Source organism: Simplicispira sedimenti (assembly GCF_022760965.1).
Classification (GTDB): Bacteria; Pseudomonadota; Gammaproteobacteria; order Burkholderiales; family Burkholderiaceae_C; genus Simplicispira; species Simplicispira sedimenti.
On the sequence record NZ_JAKVIJ010000008.1, the window covers coordinates 115,875 to 129,897 of the forward strand.

A 14,023-nucleotide genomic window follows, 5' to 3' on the forward strand; every position below is an offset into this window, starting at 1 on the left:
CCGGTGCAAACGATTTCATGCAGAGCAATGTAGCACAAATCCCGGGGTTCTGCAGCCAGGGCCTGCTCACTTGTGCAGGCCGCGCTCGTCGGGTTCGTCGGTGGAGGTGCTGATGACGCTGGTGTGCTGTCCGCGCGACTTGCGCCAGGCATAGACCACGTAGCCGCTGAGCCCGTACAGCACGAACACACCGAACAGGACGATGGGCGGATGGATATTGATGACGGCGATGCCCAGCGCGATCAGCACGATGACCGCGAACGGCACGCTCTTTTTCATCTGCACGTCCTTGAAGCTGTAGAACGGTACGTTGGTCACCATGGTCAGGCCCGCATAGAGCGTGAAGCCGAACATGATCCAGGTGACCTGGGTCCAGGTCAGCCAATGATCCTGGCCACGCTGCACGCCGAGTTCCGTCATCAGCCAGATAAAACCCGCCACCAGCGCCGCTGCGGCGGGCGAAGGCAGGCCCTGGAAGTAGCGTTTGTCCACCACGCCGGTATTGACGTTGAAGCGCGCCAGACGCAGCGCCGCGCAAGCGCAATAGACAAAGGCGGCGATCCAACCCCAGCGCCCCAGGCCGCTGAGCGCCCAGACATAGGCGATGAGCGCGGGCGCCGCGCCGAACGACACCATGTCCGAGAGCGAATCCATCTGCTCGCCGAACGCGCTTTGCGTGTTGGTCATGCGGGCCACGCGGCCATCCAGGCTGTCAAGCACCATGGCGCAGAACACGCCAATGGCCGCCATGTCGAAGCGCCCGTTCATGGCCATGACGATGGCGTAGAAACCGCCGAACAACGCCGCCAGCGTGAACAGGTTGGGCAGGATGTAGATGCCCTTGCGTCGCTTGCGCACCACCACGCCTTCTTCGGCGGCCGATTCTTCGCCGTCATGCATCAAATTGGTCTCCAGCGCATGTCCATCATGCGCAAGTAGCTATGAAAACAGTAGCAGGCATATCCCTGCCGGAGCATCGCAGTGTAGCCGTGACAGGCCACCCCGATCCAGAAAAGGCAAAAGCCACCGAAGTGGCTTTTGCAGGTGTAAGCGCCAGGCTCAATTGCGGGTCTGGTCGACCAGCTTGTTCTTGGCGATCCAGGGCATCATGGCGCGCAGCTGGGCACCCACCACTTCGATGCTGTGGTCGGCCGTGTTGCGGCGACGGGCCGTCATCGAGGGGTAGTTCAGGCGGCCTTCCTGGATGAACATCTTGGCGTAGTCACCGTTCTGGATGCGCTTGAGGGCATTGCGCATGGCGGCGCGCGACTGCTCGTTGATGACCTCGGGGCCGGTCACGTACTCGCCGAACTCGGCGTTGTTCGAGATCGAGTAGTTCATGTTGGCAATGCCGCCTTCGTAGATCAGGTCCACGATGAGCTTGAGCTCGTGCAGGCACTCAAAGTAGGCCATCTCGGGAGCGTAACCGGCTTCGACCAGGGTTTCGTAACCCATCTTGATCAGCTCGACAGCGCCACCGCACAGCACGGCCTGTTCGCCGAACAGGTCGGTCTCGGTCTCTTCCTTGAAGTTGGTCTCGATGATGCCGGCCTTGCCGCCACCGTTGGCCATGGCGTAGCTCAGGGCCAGGTCACGGGCCTTGCCGGACTTGTCCTGGTGCACGGCCACCAGGTGGGGCACGCCGCCGCCTTGGGTGTAGGTGTTGCGCACGGTGTGACCGGGGGCCTTGGGGGCGACCATCCACACATCCAGGTCGGCACGGGGCACGACCTGGTTGTAGTGCACGTTGAAGCCGTGGGCGAAAGCCAGCGAAGCGCCCTGCTTGATGTTCGGCTCGACGTTGTTCTTGTACACCTCGGCGATTTGCTCGTCGGGCAACAGGATCATGACCACGTCAGCGGCCTTGACGGCGTCGTTGACTTCCATGACCGTCAGGCCGGCCTTGCCGACCTTGTCCCACGAGGCACCGCCCTTGCGCAGGCCGACCACGACCTTCACGCCGCTGTCGTTCAGGTTTTGTGCATGGGCGTGGCCTTGCGAGCCGTAGCCGATGATGGCCACGGTCTTGCCCTTGATCAGGCTCAGGTCACAGTCTTTGTCGTAGAAAACTTTCATGGTCGCTCCGGTTGAAATTCGTATGGGGTTGAAACTGGAAAACGGGGATTGTCTTACATAGGATGGGGATTCGGCCGGATGGCTAGGCGGGGAGCCGCAGACAGTGCTGTGGCACGGCAAAGCTCCCCAACGACGCTGGCCGGTCGAAGGCCCATCCGTCACACGCGCAGGATGCGTTCGCCACGGCCAATACCGCTGGCGCCCGTGCGCACGGTCTCCAGGATGGCCGTGCGGTCGATGGCCTGCAGGAAGGCTTCGTTCTTGGATTGGTCGCCAGTCAGCTCGATGGTGTAGCTCTTCTCGGTGACGTCGATGATGCGGCCACGGAAGATGTCGGCCATGCGCTTCATCTCCTCGCGCTCCTTGCCCACGGCGCGCACCTTCACCATCATGAGCTCACGCTCGGTGTAGGCGCCTTCGGTCAGGTCCACGACCTTGACCACCTCGATGAGACGGTTGAGGTGCTTGGTGATCTGCTCGATCACGTCGTCGGAGCCTGTGGTCTGGATGGTCATGCGCGAGAGCGATGCATCCTCGGTGGGCGCCACGGTGAGCGATTCGATGTTGTAGCCACGGGCCGAGAACAGGCCCACGACGCGGGAAAGAGCACCAGGCTCGTTTTCCAGCAAGACAGCAATGATGTGTTTCATGAGATCAGATTCCTCTTTTCGCTACCCTCCCCCGCGCACGGTAATGCGCGGGCTTGGCAGACAATAGATTCGTCAATAAATGCTATTAAATTGATAGCAACCAGCGCTTGATGTGCAAGCGCTGGAGGCCAATTTTGCTTAAAGGTCCTCAGACCCCAGCAGCATTTCCGTCAGGCCCTTGCCGGCCTGCACCATCGGGAACACGTTCTCGGTGGGGTCGGTGCGGAAGTCCAGGAACACGGTCCGGTCCTTGAGCTTGCGTGCTTCGCGCAGCGCGGGCTCGACGTCACGCGGGTGCTCGATGAGCAGGCCCACGTGGCCATAGGCCTCGGCCAGCTTCACGAAATTGGGCAGCGCATCCATGTAGCTGTGGCTGTAGCGGCCGGAGTATTCGATCTCCTGCCACTGGCGCACCATGCCCAGATACCGGTTGTTCAGCGCCACGACCTTGATCGGCGTGTTGTACTGCAGGCAGGTGGAGAGTTCCTGGATGTTCATCTGCACCGAGCCTTCGCCGGTGATGCAGAACACCTCGGCGTCGGGCTTGGCCAGCTTGATGCCCATCGCGTAGGGAATGCCCACACCCATGGTGCCCAGGCCACCCGAATTGATCCAGCGGCGCGGCTCGTCGAACCGGTAGAACTGCGCAGCCCACATCTGGTGCTGGCCCACGTCGGAGGTGATGTAGGTCTCGCTGTCCTTGGTCATGTTCCAAAGGGTCTCCACCACATACTGCGGCTTGATGACCTCTTTGTTGCCACGGTCGTACTTGAGGCAGTCGCGCTCGCGCCAGCTCTCGATGGTGGTCCACCAGGCGGCCAGTGCTGCCTCGTCGGGCCGGCTGCCCGATTCGCGGACCATGGAAATCAGCTCGGTCAGCACATCTTTGACGTCGCCGACGATGGGGATATCGACCTTCACACGCTTGGAGATGCTGGAAGGGTCGATGTCGATGTGAATGATCTTGCGCTCGTTCTGCGCAAAATGCTTGGGATTGCCGATCACCCGGTCGTCAAAACGTGCACCCACGGCCAGCAGCACGTCACAGTTCTGCATGGCGTTGTTGGCTTCGACCGTACCGTGCATGCCCAGCATGCCCAGGAACTTGCGATCGGATGCCGGATAGGCGCCCAGGCCCATCAGCGTGTTGGTGACCGGGTAGCCCAGCATGTCCACCAGCGTGCGCAACTCCTGCACCGCATTGCCCAGCAGCACACCACCGCCGGTATAGATGTAAGGCCGCTTGGCCGACATCAGCAACTGCAGCGCCTTGCGGATCTGGCCACCATGGCCCTTGCGCACCGGGTTGTAGGAGCGCATTTCGACGGACTGCGGATAGCCCTCGAAAGGCACCTTCTTGAAGGACACGTCCTTGGGAATATCGACCACCACCGGGCCAGGACGGCCGGTGCGGGCAATGTGGAAGGCCTTTTTCAGCGTGACCGCCAGGTCACGGGCGTCCTTGACCAGGAAGTTGTGCTTGACGATGGGGCGCGTGATGCCCACGGTGTCGCACTCCTGAAAGGCATCGAGGCCGATGGCCGCCGTCGGCACCTGGCCGGTGATGATCACCATGGGAATGCTGTCCATGTACGCCGTGGCGATGCCGGTCACGGCATTGGTCACGCCCGGCCCCGAGGTCACCAGCGCCACACCCACATCGCCCGTAGCGCGCGCATAACCGTCGGCGGCATGCACGGCGGCCTGTTCATGGCGCACCAGCACGTGCTGCATGGTGTCTTGCTTGTAGAGCGCGTCGTAGATGTAGAGCACCGCACCGCCGGGATAGCCCCAGATGTACTTCACGCCTTCGGCCTGCAGGGCCTTGACGAGGATTTCAGAGCCCATGAGCTCTTGCGGGGAATGCGTGTGTTGCTGCGCAGCAGCCGCCGAAGCGATTTCGGCCTTGGTGATTTCCATGATGAACCTTTGCGAATTTCTCTGACGAAAAACCTTGGGTGCCCCTCGCGCTTGCTCTCGTGAAGCCCGCTCGGAACTTGAGGCCAAGGACATGAGCGCGATGATCTCCGCGCCGGACCGTGACCCGTTTGCCTTTAGTTGTAAAGATTCATTATCGCACCGCAACAAAGCAAATGGGTGCTCTGTCGTAAAAAAGCCTTGCAATGCGATAATCCAGCGCTGTTACAGCGGCATGCAGCTGTCTGGCGCAACCTGACGCGCATCTTTCCTTCCCGATCCATCCCCTTGGCCACCGAAAAAGAACTCTCGGATTTCCTCAAGAGCGTGGAAAAACGCGCCTTCAAGCGCGCGCTGTACCACGTTCGCAACGAGGAATCGGCCCTGGACATCGTGCAGGACAGCATGATGCGCCTGTCGGAGCACTATGGCGACAAGCCGCCTGCGGAACTGCCCATGCTGTTCCAGCGTATCCTGTCCAACTGCACGCTGGACTGGTTCCGGCGCCAGAAGACGCACAATGCATTGTTCTCGTCCATGGCAGACTTCGAGGGCAATGCCGACGACGGGGGAGACTTCGACCTGCTGGAAGCCTGGAATGGCCCTGAAGGTGGGGAGCAGGCCCAAAGCGCCCAGGACCAGGCAGAACGGGGCCAGGTGCTGCGCGACATCGAATTGGAAATCCAGGAGCTGCCCCCACGTCAACGGGAGGCCTTTCTCATGCGTTACTGGGAAGAAATGGACGTGGCTGAAACAGCAGCCGCCATGGGCTGCTCGGAAGGCAGCGTCAAAACCCACTGTTTCCGTGCCATCCAGGCCCTGAGCAAGGCATTGAAGGCCAGAGGAATCAAGCTATGAACGACCACAGCTACCCGCCATCGAACGAACGCAATGCCGAGCATTTCGCTCGCAGCGTGGCCTTTCGCCTGTCGGAAGGCACGCAGCAGCTGCCCTACGACATCAGCGAACGCCTGCGCGCCTCGCGCATGCAGGCACTGGCCCGGCGCAAGAAACCCGTTGCCATCATGCATGCCGCAGGGTCGGTGCACAGGGCCGGTCACAGCGCCGTGCTGGGAACCGGCCCCCAGGGGATGGGCTGGTGGCAATCCCTGCTGTCTGCGGTGCCCGTTCTTGCGCTGCTGGCGGGACTGGTGGTCATTCAGATGGATCTGGACGAAACGGGTATCCTTGAGGTGGCGGAGGTCGATGCGGCCCTGCTTGCCGATGATCTGCCGCCAGCGGCATACTCTGACCCGGGGTTTGTCCAGTTTCTGAAAACCACCGACAGCCATCAGGCCCACTGAGCAGCCCGGCCCTTCCGGTTCCCTTTGTTTGCATGCACCGACACAAGCGCACGCCATTGACCACTCCCTCTCAAAGCCCGACGCCAGCCATCGTGCTGGCGTTGGCATTGCTGGGTGCCTTGGTGGTGGGCGCTTGGAAAGCCGCAGGACAACTGAGCGAACTGCCCGGCACCATCTACACCACGCCGGAAAACATCCGCCATCCCAGCGCGGTCGCAGGGCCTACAGGCAGTTCTGCCACCCCGCAGGCCTCGGAAGGTCCAGGCTGGGAAACGCTGGACACCCCCCAAAAGCTGGCGCTGTACCCCTTGGCCGAACGCTGGGCACTGATGAGCGAAGTGCAAAAACGACGCTGGCTGGCATTGGCGCAAACCTTCCACACCCTGCCTGAATCCGAACAGGCCCGCCTGCACGAGCGCATGACGGCCTGGGCCAGCCTGAGCATTCAGCAGCGCAACCAGGCGCGGATCAACTTTGCTGCCACCCAGCGCCTGCGACTGGATGACAAGCGCTCGCAGTGGGACGCCTACCAAGCCTTGAGCGAAGAGGAAAAACGACGCCTTGCGGCCAGTGCCGCCACCAAACCTCGGGGCGCAGCCACGTCCATCCAACCCGTACCGCCCAAGAAGTTCACCCGTGTTCCAGCCGCCAAAGAGGCTCCGGACAACGTGGCCAATCCCCCGAAAGTGCCTTCATCGAAGAACTCCCCTCCGCGCATTGCCGCGCCTGGCGGAGGCGAGAAGCGCACTTCCGAGCCGCCGGTGGCGCCCGCCCCGACCCAGGCACCTGCCGCGACGGCATCCAGCGCCGCCGACAGCATGGAGCCTGCCATGGCGCCGGACGCCTCCGCCCCCGCACCGACTGGCGCACCGGCAGAAGGCCCCTCCAGCAACATCTACATCAACTGATCCGACGCTGGCGGCATGGCGCTGCCTGCAATCGCCTTGCCCATGCAATCTGGCACCTCCCCCACCCCTCCGACCTTGCCGCAGCCGCCCGACGGCAGCGCACTCTCGCCAACGCCTGGCCTGGGTCGCCGCATGGCCTGCTGGCTGTACGAAGGCATGCTGATGTTTGGCGTGGTCTTCATCGCTGGCTACCTGTTTGGCACCTTGAGCCAAACGCGCCACGCGCTGGACAACCGCAACGCCTTGCAGGCCTTCCTGTTCGTGGTCTTTGGCATCTACTTCGTGTGGTTTTGGTCCAAGGGGCAAACACTGGCCATGAAGACCTGGCACATCCGCATGGTGGATCGCTTCGGCGCCCCGGTGAGCCAGCCACGCGCCCTGCTGCGTTACGTGCTGAGTTGGCTGTGGTTTCTGCCACCCCTGCTGGCGGTGGCACCGTTTGGGCTGCCGGTGGGTGAAATTGCGGTGCTGGTGATCGGCTGGATCCTGGTCTGGTCCCTGTCGAGCCGACTCCATCCCCAGGGCCAGTTCTGGCATGACGTACTGGCCGGAACCCGGCTCATAGACTCCAAGCCCAAAGCCCTTGGCAAGCAGGACACCCCCCATGTCTGAACCGGCTTTTTCGCTGTGCGTGTACTGCGGCTCACGCCCTGGCAACCTGGATTCGTACGCCGATGCGGCCCGCGCTGTGGGTGCATGGATTGGCTACCAGGGTGGGCAACTTGTGTATGGCGGCGGTAGTAGCGGCCTGATGGGCCTGGTGGCCCAGGCCACCGCAGCGGCCGGTGGCCGCGTGGTGGGTGTGATACCGCAGTCGCTGGTGGACCGTGAATTTGCCAACCATGCCTGCGACGAGCTGCACATTGTGCAAACCATGCACGAACGCAAGGCACTGATGGCCGAGCGCAGCGGTGCCTTTCTGGCCCTGCCGGGGGGCATTGGCACCTTCGAAGAGTTGTTCGAGGTCTGGACCTGGCGCCAGCTGGGCTACCACGACAAGCCCATCGGCCTGCTCAATGTGGACGGCTATTACGACGGACTGCTGGCCTTTTTGCAGTCCAGCGTGGCCCATGGCTTCATGGGGCCCTGGCAGATGGACCTCGTGGACGCCGATACCCAGCCCACTCCCCTGCTGGAGCGTTTGGTGCGGGCCACCTCGGGCGCAGGCACCGGGCCTGCGCTGCGCGCGGTGATCTGAAATCGGTCAGATCGCCGATTCGTCCAGATCGCCGGTGCGGATGCGTACCACGCGCTCGACGGGGGTGATGAAGATCTTGCCGTCACCGATCTTGCCGGTGCGCGCCACGTTGACAATGGCATCCACGCAGCGGTCCAGGTCCTCGGTCTTGACGACCACTTCCACCTTCACCTTGGGCAGAAAGTCCACCACGTACTCGGCGCCACGGTACAGCTCGGTATGGCCCTTCTGGCGGCCAAAACCCTTGACCTCGGTGACCGTCAGGCCCGTAACGCCGCAATCGGCCAGGGCCTCGCGCACTTCTTCGAGCTTGAAGGGCTTGATGACAGCCGTGATCATTTTCATGGTGGGAACTCCTCAGGGATAGTGAAAAAACAGGGGTGGCGCGCCCGGCAAAAAGGCTCAGGCGCGGAACTGGCTGGTGATGGGATAACGCCAGTCCTTGCCAAAACTGCGTCGCGTCACACGGATGCCCACCGGGGCCTGGCGGCGCTTGTACTCGTTGATCTTGATCAGGCGCGTGACCTTCTCCACATCGGCACGCTGAAAGCCAGCCGCAATGATGTGCTCGATGGGCTCGTCGTTTTCCATGTAGCGCTCCACGATGGCGTCCAGCACCTCGTAGTCGGGCAGGCTGTCCTGGTCCTTCTGGTCGGGGCGCAGCTCGGCACTGGGCGGGCGCGTGATGATGCGCTCGGGAATGGGGTTGGCACCCGTGCCATAGGGGTCGTGGGCATTGCGCCAGCGCGCCAGGGCAAACACTTGGGTCTTGGCCACGTCCTTGATGGGCGCAAAGCCGCCCGCCATGTCGCCGTAGAGCGTGCAGTAGCCCGTGGCCAGCTCGCTCTTGTTGCCCGTGGTCAACACCACGGAGCCGAACTTGTTCGACAACGCCATCAACAGCGTGCCACGGATGCGGGCCTGCAGGTTTTCCTCGGTGGTGTCCTCGGCCCGGCCCGCAAAGTGTGGTGCCAGCGCGGCCTTGAAGGTCTCGAACTGCGGCGCGATGGCGATCTCGTCGTACTGCACGCTCAGGCGCTGCGCCATCTCGCGCGCGTCGATCCAGCTGATGTCGGCCGTGTAGGGCGAGGGCATCATCACCGTGCGCACCTTGTCCGCACCCAGCGCATCCACCGCAATGGCCAGCACCAGCGCCGAATCAATGCCGCCCGACAGCCCCAGCAGCACGCCCGGAAAGCCGTTTTTGCGCACGTAGTCTCGCACACCCAGCACCAGCGCGTCCCACAGCTCGGCCTCGGGGCTTTGCTCGGGCGCCATGTTCGCTATTATTTTTATAGCTTCTTGCGCAGTGTCCACCTGCGCAAAAACCAATTTTTCCTCAAAAGCTGGTGCCCGGGCGCAGACGGTGCCATCCGCACCCAACGCAAAAGAGCGTCCCTCGAACACCACCTCATCCTGCCCGCCCACCAGGTGGGCATAGACCAGGGGCAGCCCCGTCTCCTGCACCCTGGCGCGCATGGTGGCCTCGCGCTCGGCCCCCTTGCCGCGGTGGAAAGGCGAAGCGTTGATGACCGCCAGCATCTGCGCACCGGCAGCCGCGCAGTCGCGCGCCGGGCCCGCGTGCCAGGCGTCCTCGCAGATGAGCAGGCCTACGCGCAGGCCCTGCACCTCGAACACACAGGGGCTGTGGCCGGGGACGAAGTAGCGGCGCTCGTCGAACACCTGGTAGTTGGGCAGCTCGCGCTTGGCGTAGGTCTGCTCGATCTGGCCGTTGCGCAGCACGCTGGCGGCGTTCAGGCAGGTGCTGAATGCGGGCGCCTGCGGGTGGCAGCGCTGCGGATGCCCCAGCACGATGACCAGGTCTTTCAGGCCCGCCGTCTCCCGCGCCACGGCTTTGACGGCATCATCACAGGCCGAAAGAAAGGCGGGGCGCAAGAACAGGTCTTCGGCGGCATAGCCGCACAGCGCCAGTTCGGGCGTGAGCAAAAGGCGCGCGCCTGCGGCATGGGCCTCGTGCGCTGCGGCAACGATACGGCGCACGTTGCCGGGCAAGTCACCCACCACAAAATTGAGCTGTGCAATGCAAAGGGAGAACGTCATGGAATGCCAGGCGGCCCACGGGGCCGCACCCTTCAAACGCCAGGCCGCGCCCGTGCCAGACACGGGGCATGGGGGCAGACATGGCTGAAACGGGCATTATCACCCGCATGCACCCCTCGGTGCAGGACATCGCCGAGCAAGCCTGGAACACGCTGCTGGACCAGCAGCCGCACCCCACGCCCTTCATGCGCCACGCCTACCTGGCCGCCCTGGAGACCAGCGGCAGCGCCACGGCCGCCACCGGCTGGAGCGCACGTTACCTCACCCAATGGCGCGGCCCTGCGCTGGTGGCCGCCTGTCCGGTGTACCTCAAGGCACATTCCTGGGGCGAATACATTTTTGACTGGGCCTGGGCCCGCGCCCATGCCGAGCACGGCCTGCCCTACTACCCCAAGGCCGTGGTGGCAGTGCCCTTCACGCCCGTGCCGGGTACCCGGCTGATGGCCTGCGACCCAGCACAGCGCCTCGCCCTGGCCCAGGCCCTGCGCGACTGGAGCGAGAGCGAAGGCCTGTCGTCCCTGCACGTGCTGTGGTGCGCCGCCGAAGACCTGGAGGCCTGCACCCAGGCCGGGCTGATGCAGCGGGACAACGTGCAGTTCCACTGGAGCCACGCGGGCGAGGCCGACTTCGACGGCTTTCTGGCCCGACTCACCCAGGACAAGCGCAAGAAGATCCGCCAGGAACGCAGGCGCGTGGCCGAAGCCGGGGTGCGGTTCCATTGGGCGCGTGGCGCCGACATCACGCCGCAGGACTGGGACTTCTTCTACCACTGCTACGAACGCACCTACCTGGAACACGGCAACCCGCCCTACCTCACCCCGGATTTCTTCCAGCGCCTGGCGCACCATGAACCCGAACCCTGGGTGCTGTTCACTGCCGAGCGTGCCGGCGAACCCATTGCTACCAGTTTGATAGCTACTGGCGCACAACCTACAAGCGCTGCAGGCCAAAATGGCATGGAAACAGTGGCCTACGGGCGCTACTGGGGTGCCACCCAGCGGGTGGACTGCCTGCACTTTGACGCCTGCTACTACCAGCCGCTGCAGTGGTGCATGGCCCACGGCGTGCAGCGCTTTGAAGGCGGCGCCCAGGGAGAACACAAGATGGCCCGCGCGCTGCTGCCGGTGCGCACGCACAGCGCCCACTGGCTGGCGCACCCGGCCTTTGCCGATGCGGTGGATCGCTTTCTGGCGCAGGAACGCCTGGGCGTGGACCAGTACCTGCAGGAGCTGTGGCGCCACAGCCCGCTCAAAAACTGAAGCCTGGCGTTCAGGCCGTCACCGGCATGGTCAGCGGCCCGGCTTGCAGCAGCGCGCCAAAGTCCCGTGCCGCCATGGGGCGCCCGAACAGATAGCCCTGCACCTCCATGCAACCGTGGTCCTGCAAAAAGGCCAGCTGCTCCGCCGTCTCCACCCCTTCGGCGATGGTGCGCATGTCCATGCCCTGGGCCATGGAAATGATGGCACTGACGATGCCGCGGTCGTCCGGGTCGTCGGCAATGTCGCGCACAAAGGACTGGTCGATCTTGAGCTTGTACACCTTGAATTTCTTGAGGTGGTTGAGCGAGGAGTAACCCGTGCCGAAATCGTCGATGGACAGCAGCACTCCCTGCTGGTGCAGGCGGTCCATGGTGTCGATGGCCAGGGCCGGGTCGGTCATGGCCACGCCTTCGGTCAGCTCCAGCTCCAGGCAATGCGGGGGCAGACCGGCATCCTGCAGGATCTGGCCGATGCGCTGCGGAAAGTCGGCCTGGCGGAACTGGACCAGCGACACGTTGACCGCCATGGTCAGCGCATACCCTTGGTCCATCCATTCGCGCAACTGGCGCGTGGCGGTTTGCAGCACCCAGTCGCCCATGGGCAGGATCATGCCGCTGGACTCGGCCACCGGGATGAACTCGGCCGGCGACACGCGGCCCAGCTCCGGGTGCTCCCAGCGCAGCAAGGCTTCGGCCCCCACGATGGCGCCGCTGGCCACGCAGACCTGAGGCTGGTAGTGCAGGTAGAGCTGGTTGCGCTCCAACGCACGGCGCAGGGCGTTTTCCAGCAGCAGACTGCGGTCCGAATCGGCCTGCATCTCTGCCGTGAAAAAGCGGTAGTGGTTGCGCCCGCCCTGCTTGGCGATGTACATCGCCGCATCGGCGCAGCGCGACAGCGTGTCAAAGTCCTTGCCATCCTGCGGATACATGGCAATGCCCATGCTGGGCGTGATGACCAGTTCATGGGCGTCGATGTCAAACGGTTGATCGGCCGCGCGCAAGAGCTTTTCGGCCACGTGGGCCGCACCCACGGCGTCGGTATCGGGCAGCACCAGGATGAACTCGTCCCCACCCAGGCGCGCGATGGTGTCCTGCTCGCGCAGCAGGCCGGAAAGACGCTGGGCCACGGCGCACAGCAGGGCATCGCCCACCCGGTGACCCAGCGCATCGTTGATGTTCTTGAAATGGTCCAGGTCCAGAAACAGCAGCGCCACGCATTGCCCATGGCGCTGCGCGGCGCCCAGCGCCTGCTGGCACCGGTCCGCCAGCAGGCTGCGGTTGGGCAGCCCGGTCAGGGCATCGAAATGGGCCAACTGGAGCACCTTTTCCTCGGCCAGCTTGTTGTCGGTCACATCGCGCGAGATGACCACAAAGCGCGGCCCCTCGCCCGTGGCCGAGGCCTTGCGCGCCACCGAAAGCTCAAACCAGCGCTCGCCAATTTCCAGCGGCAGGCAGATCTGTGCTCCCATAGACCAACCCTTCACATGGGCCTCTTGCAAGGCCTGCAACACCCGGTCGGCCTGGGCCTGGGGCATCACATCGTGCACGGTGCGGCCCAACAGTTCCTTGCTCGGCCGGGCCAACAGCTCTTCACGCGGAGAATGGGTGCTGTAGTAGCGGCCATCCAGGTCCACCTCGAACATCAGATCGGGGATGGCACTGATGGTCGCCTGCAGGTGGCGCTGCGCCGCCAGGATTTCGCTGGTGCGCTGCGCGACCAGCGCCTCCAGCTCCAGATCCCGCAAGCGCATGGCGTACAGCAACCAAGCCAGGTAAGCGAGCAAGGCACTGAAGGCTGCGCCCACCAGACCCTCCAGCATCAGGCCGCTGCGCTGTACCCATCCGCGCGTGGGCGCCAGGCTCAGGGTCCAGGCACCATTGGGCAGCTCCAGGTCACGCCCCACAGGGTCGCGCAAGGCTTCGGGCTTCCAGGCCTCGATGCGCTGACGCTCGCCGGTTTCAGGGTTTTTGCGCCACAGCTCGTAGGCATAGCCACGATCGCGCAGCATCTCCAGCCGGGCCGATTCAAGGGCCTGCGGGAAGCGCAGCGTGACGTAGCTGAAACCCCAGAACACCTGGGTGTCGTCCCCCTGGCCCAAATAAATGGGCAAGCGCCCCACCACCCCCAGGCCACCCTGTGCCAGTTGCACCGGCCCCGCCAGCGTGAGCTTGCGTGTGTCGCGGGCGCGCCGAGCTTCCTTGTTCTGGACGATGTCTTCCAGTTGGTTGAAGCCGATGCTGTTCTCGTTGCCTGCACGGGGCACCACACAGCAGATGACGCCCCCTGGCGACAGCCCGATAGCGGCTATGCCGGGATAGAACGGCAGCATCTGCGTGGCCACCCCGTTGAAATCGTTCACGAAACCCCGGCCCTGGTGCACCAGCGCAGCAATGGCATAGGTAGCAGACAAGGCCCGTTCAATGCCCCGTTGCAACGACTGTGCGTGGTCTGCCGCCAGGTCGGCCGCCAGTGCGCGGCTTTTGGCTTCCTCCTGCTGCGCCGAATGGCGCAACCAGAACGAGACCATGACCAGTCCGCACGCAAACACCAGCAGCGCAAGCAGCCACTGACGTTGACGAACGGCAGAAACGGACATGGGTGGTTACGGATGGTGGCAACGGGTATGGGGCATTGTCACCATTTCCGGGAA

The 14,023-nt window shown here is 63.8% G+C and carries 13 protein-coding genes; 6 read left to right on the plus strand and 7 right to left on the minus strand.

The genetic code is table 11. The annotated features are described in order from the left end of the window. Window positions 1-66 precede the first annotated feature (66 nt). The 4 genes from pssA to MJ602_RS10555 form a co-directional block, all read right to left on the minus strand. Window positions 67-900 carry a CDP-diacylglycerol--serine O-phosphatidyltransferase gene (gene pssA / locus MJ602_RS10540; RefSeq protein WP_243020789.1) on the minus strand — a complete coding sequence of 278 codons (834 nt, stop codon included), beginning with the start codon at window positions 898-900 and terminating at the stop codon, window positions 67-69. A gap of 159 nt (window positions 901-1,059) precedes the next feature. Beyond that, window positions 1,060-2,076, minus strand: a complete 1,017-nt coding sequence (ilvC, locus tag MJ602_RS10545; RefSeq protein WP_042424441.1) for a ketol-acid reductoisomerase — start codon at window positions 2,074-2,076, stop codon at window positions 1,060-1,062. Window positions 2,077-2,234: 158 nt separating this feature from the next. Then, entirely contained in the window at window positions 2,235-2,726 is a 492-nt protein-coding gene (gene ilvN, locus MJ602_RS10550) for an acetolactate synthase small subunit (protein ID WP_243020790.1), read from the minus strand. Between the two features lie 138 nt (window positions 2,727-2,864). Next, complete coding sequence (locus tag MJ602_RS10555) at window positions 2,865-4,646, minus strand: acetolactate synthase 3 catalytic subunit (RefSeq protein ID WP_243020791.1); 1,782 nt, start codon at window positions 4,644-4,646, stop codon at window positions 2,865-2,867. 285 nt (window positions 4,647-4,931) lie between these two features. Between MJ602_RS10555 and MJ602_RS10560 the strand changes: the two genes are divergently transcribed. From MJ602_RS10560 to MJ602_RS10580, 5 genes are read left to right on the plus strand one after another with little or no spacing between them, the layout of a single operon-like run. Beyond that, window positions 4,932-5,501, plus strand: coding sequence for an RNA polymerase sigma factor (locus MJ602_RS10560; RefSeq protein WP_162015989.1), 570 nt, complete (start codon window positions 4,932-4,934; stop codon window positions 5,499-5,501). Further along, entirely contained in the window at window positions 5,498-5,947 is a 450-nt protein-coding gene (locus MJ602_RS10565) for a DUF3619 family protein (RefSeq protein WP_243020792.1), read from the plus strand. The genes MJ602_RS10560 and MJ602_RS10565 overlap by 4 nt, the downstream gene beginning before the upstream one ends. Window positions 5,948-6,003: 56 nt before the next feature. Continuing rightward, window positions 6,004-6,855, plus strand: coding sequence for a DUF3106 domain-containing protein (locus tag MJ602_RS10570; protein ID WP_243020793.1), 852 nt, complete (start codon window positions 6,004-6,006; stop codon window positions 6,853-6,855). A 15-nt stretch (window positions 6,856-6,870) separates the two neighbouring features. Continuing rightward, on the plus strand, window positions 6,871-7,467 hold the full coding sequence (locus tag MJ602_RS10575; RefSeq protein ID WP_279236128.1) for an RDD family protein: 597 nt from the start codon (window positions 6,871-6,873) through the stop codon (window positions 7,465-7,467). Beyond that, entirely contained in the window at window positions 7,460-8,053 is a 594-nt protein-coding gene (locus tag MJ602_RS10580) for an LOG family protein (RefSeq protein WP_243020794.1), read from the plus strand. Before MJ602_RS10575 ends, MJ602_RS10580 begins: the two co-directional genes overlap by 8 nt. 6 nt (window positions 8,054-8,059) lie before the next feature. Here the strand turns inward: MJ602_RS10580 and MJ602_RS10585 are convergent, their stop codons facing one another. Beyond that, window positions 8,060-8,398, minus strand: a complete 339-nt coding sequence (locus MJ602_RS10585) for a P-II family nitrogen regulator (RefSeq protein WP_162015985.1) — start codon at window positions 8,396-8,398, stop codon at window positions 8,060-8,062. Window positions 8,399-8,455: 57 nt separating this feature from the next. After that, window positions 8,456-10,114, minus strand: coding sequence for an NAD+ synthase (locus tag MJ602_RS10590; protein WP_243020795.1), 1,659 nt, complete (start codon window positions 10,112-10,114; stop codon window positions 8,456-8,458). 80 nt (window positions 10,115-10,194) lie between these two features. Here MJ602_RS10590 and MJ602_RS10595 point away from each other — a divergent pair, with 80 nt between their 5' ends. Then, entirely contained in the window at window positions 10,195-11,373 is a 1,179-nt protein-coding gene (locus MJ602_RS10595; protein ID WP_243020796.1) for a GNAT family N-acetyltransferase, read from the plus strand. Between the two features lie 10 nt (window positions 11,374-11,383). Here the strand turns inward: MJ602_RS10595 and MJ602_RS10600 are convergent, their stop codons facing one another. Beyond that, window positions 11,384-13,969 carry a bifunctional diguanylate cyclase/phosphodiesterase gene (locus MJ602_RS10600; protein WP_243020797.1) on the minus strand — a complete coding sequence of 862 codons (2,586 nt, stop codon included), beginning with the start codon at window positions 13,967-13,969 and terminating at the stop codon, window positions 11,384-11,386. Window positions 13,970-14,023 lie beyond the last annotated feature (54 nt).

Bases quoted from the DNA above. Each gene is read 5' to 3' on its own strand.
- MJ602_RS10600 (WP_243020797.1), bottom strand. From the start codon at position 13,969: ATGTCCGTTTCTGCCGTTCGTCAACGTCAGTGGCTGCTTGCGCTGCTG.
- ilvC (WP_042424441.1), bottom strand. From the start codon at position 2,076: ATGAAAGTTTTCTACGACAAAGACTGTGACCTGAGCCTGATCAAGGGC.
- pssA (WP_243020789.1), bottom strand. From the start codon at position 900: ATGCATGACGGCGAAGAATCGGCCGCCGAAGAAGGCGTGGTGGTGCGC.
- MJ602_RS10590 (WP_243020795.1), bottom strand. From the start codon at position 10,114: ATGACGTTCTCCCTTTGCATTGCACAGCTCAATTTTGTGGTGGGTGAC.
- MJ602_RS10575 (WP_279236128.1), top strand. From the start codon at position 6,871: ATGGCGCTGCCTGCAATCGCCTTGCCCATGCAATCTGGCACCTCCCCC.
- MJ602_RS10585 (WP_162015985.1), bottom strand. From the start codon at position 8,398: ATGAAAATGATCACGGCTGTCATCAAGCCCTTCAAGCTCGAAGAAGTG.
- MJ602_RS10555 (WP_243020791.1), bottom strand. From the start codon at position 4,646: ATGGAAATCACCAAGGCCGAAATCGCTTCGGCGGCTGCTGCGCAGCAA.
- MJ602_RS10565 (WP_243020792.1), top strand. From the start codon at position 5,498: ATGAACGACCACAGCTACCCGCCATCGAACGAACGCAATGCCGAGCAT.
- MJ602_RS10595 (WP_243020796.1), top strand. From the start codon at position 10,195: ATGGCTGAAACGGGCATTATCACCCGCATGCACCCCTCGGTGCAGGAC.
- ilvN (WP_243020790.1), bottom strand. From the start codon at position 2,726: ATGAAACACATCATTGCTGTCTTGCTGGAAAACGAGCCTGGTGCTCTT.
- MJ602_RS10580 (WP_243020794.1), top strand. From the start codon at position 7,460: ATGTCTGAACCGGCTTTTTCGCTGTGCGTGTACTGCGGCTCACGCCCT.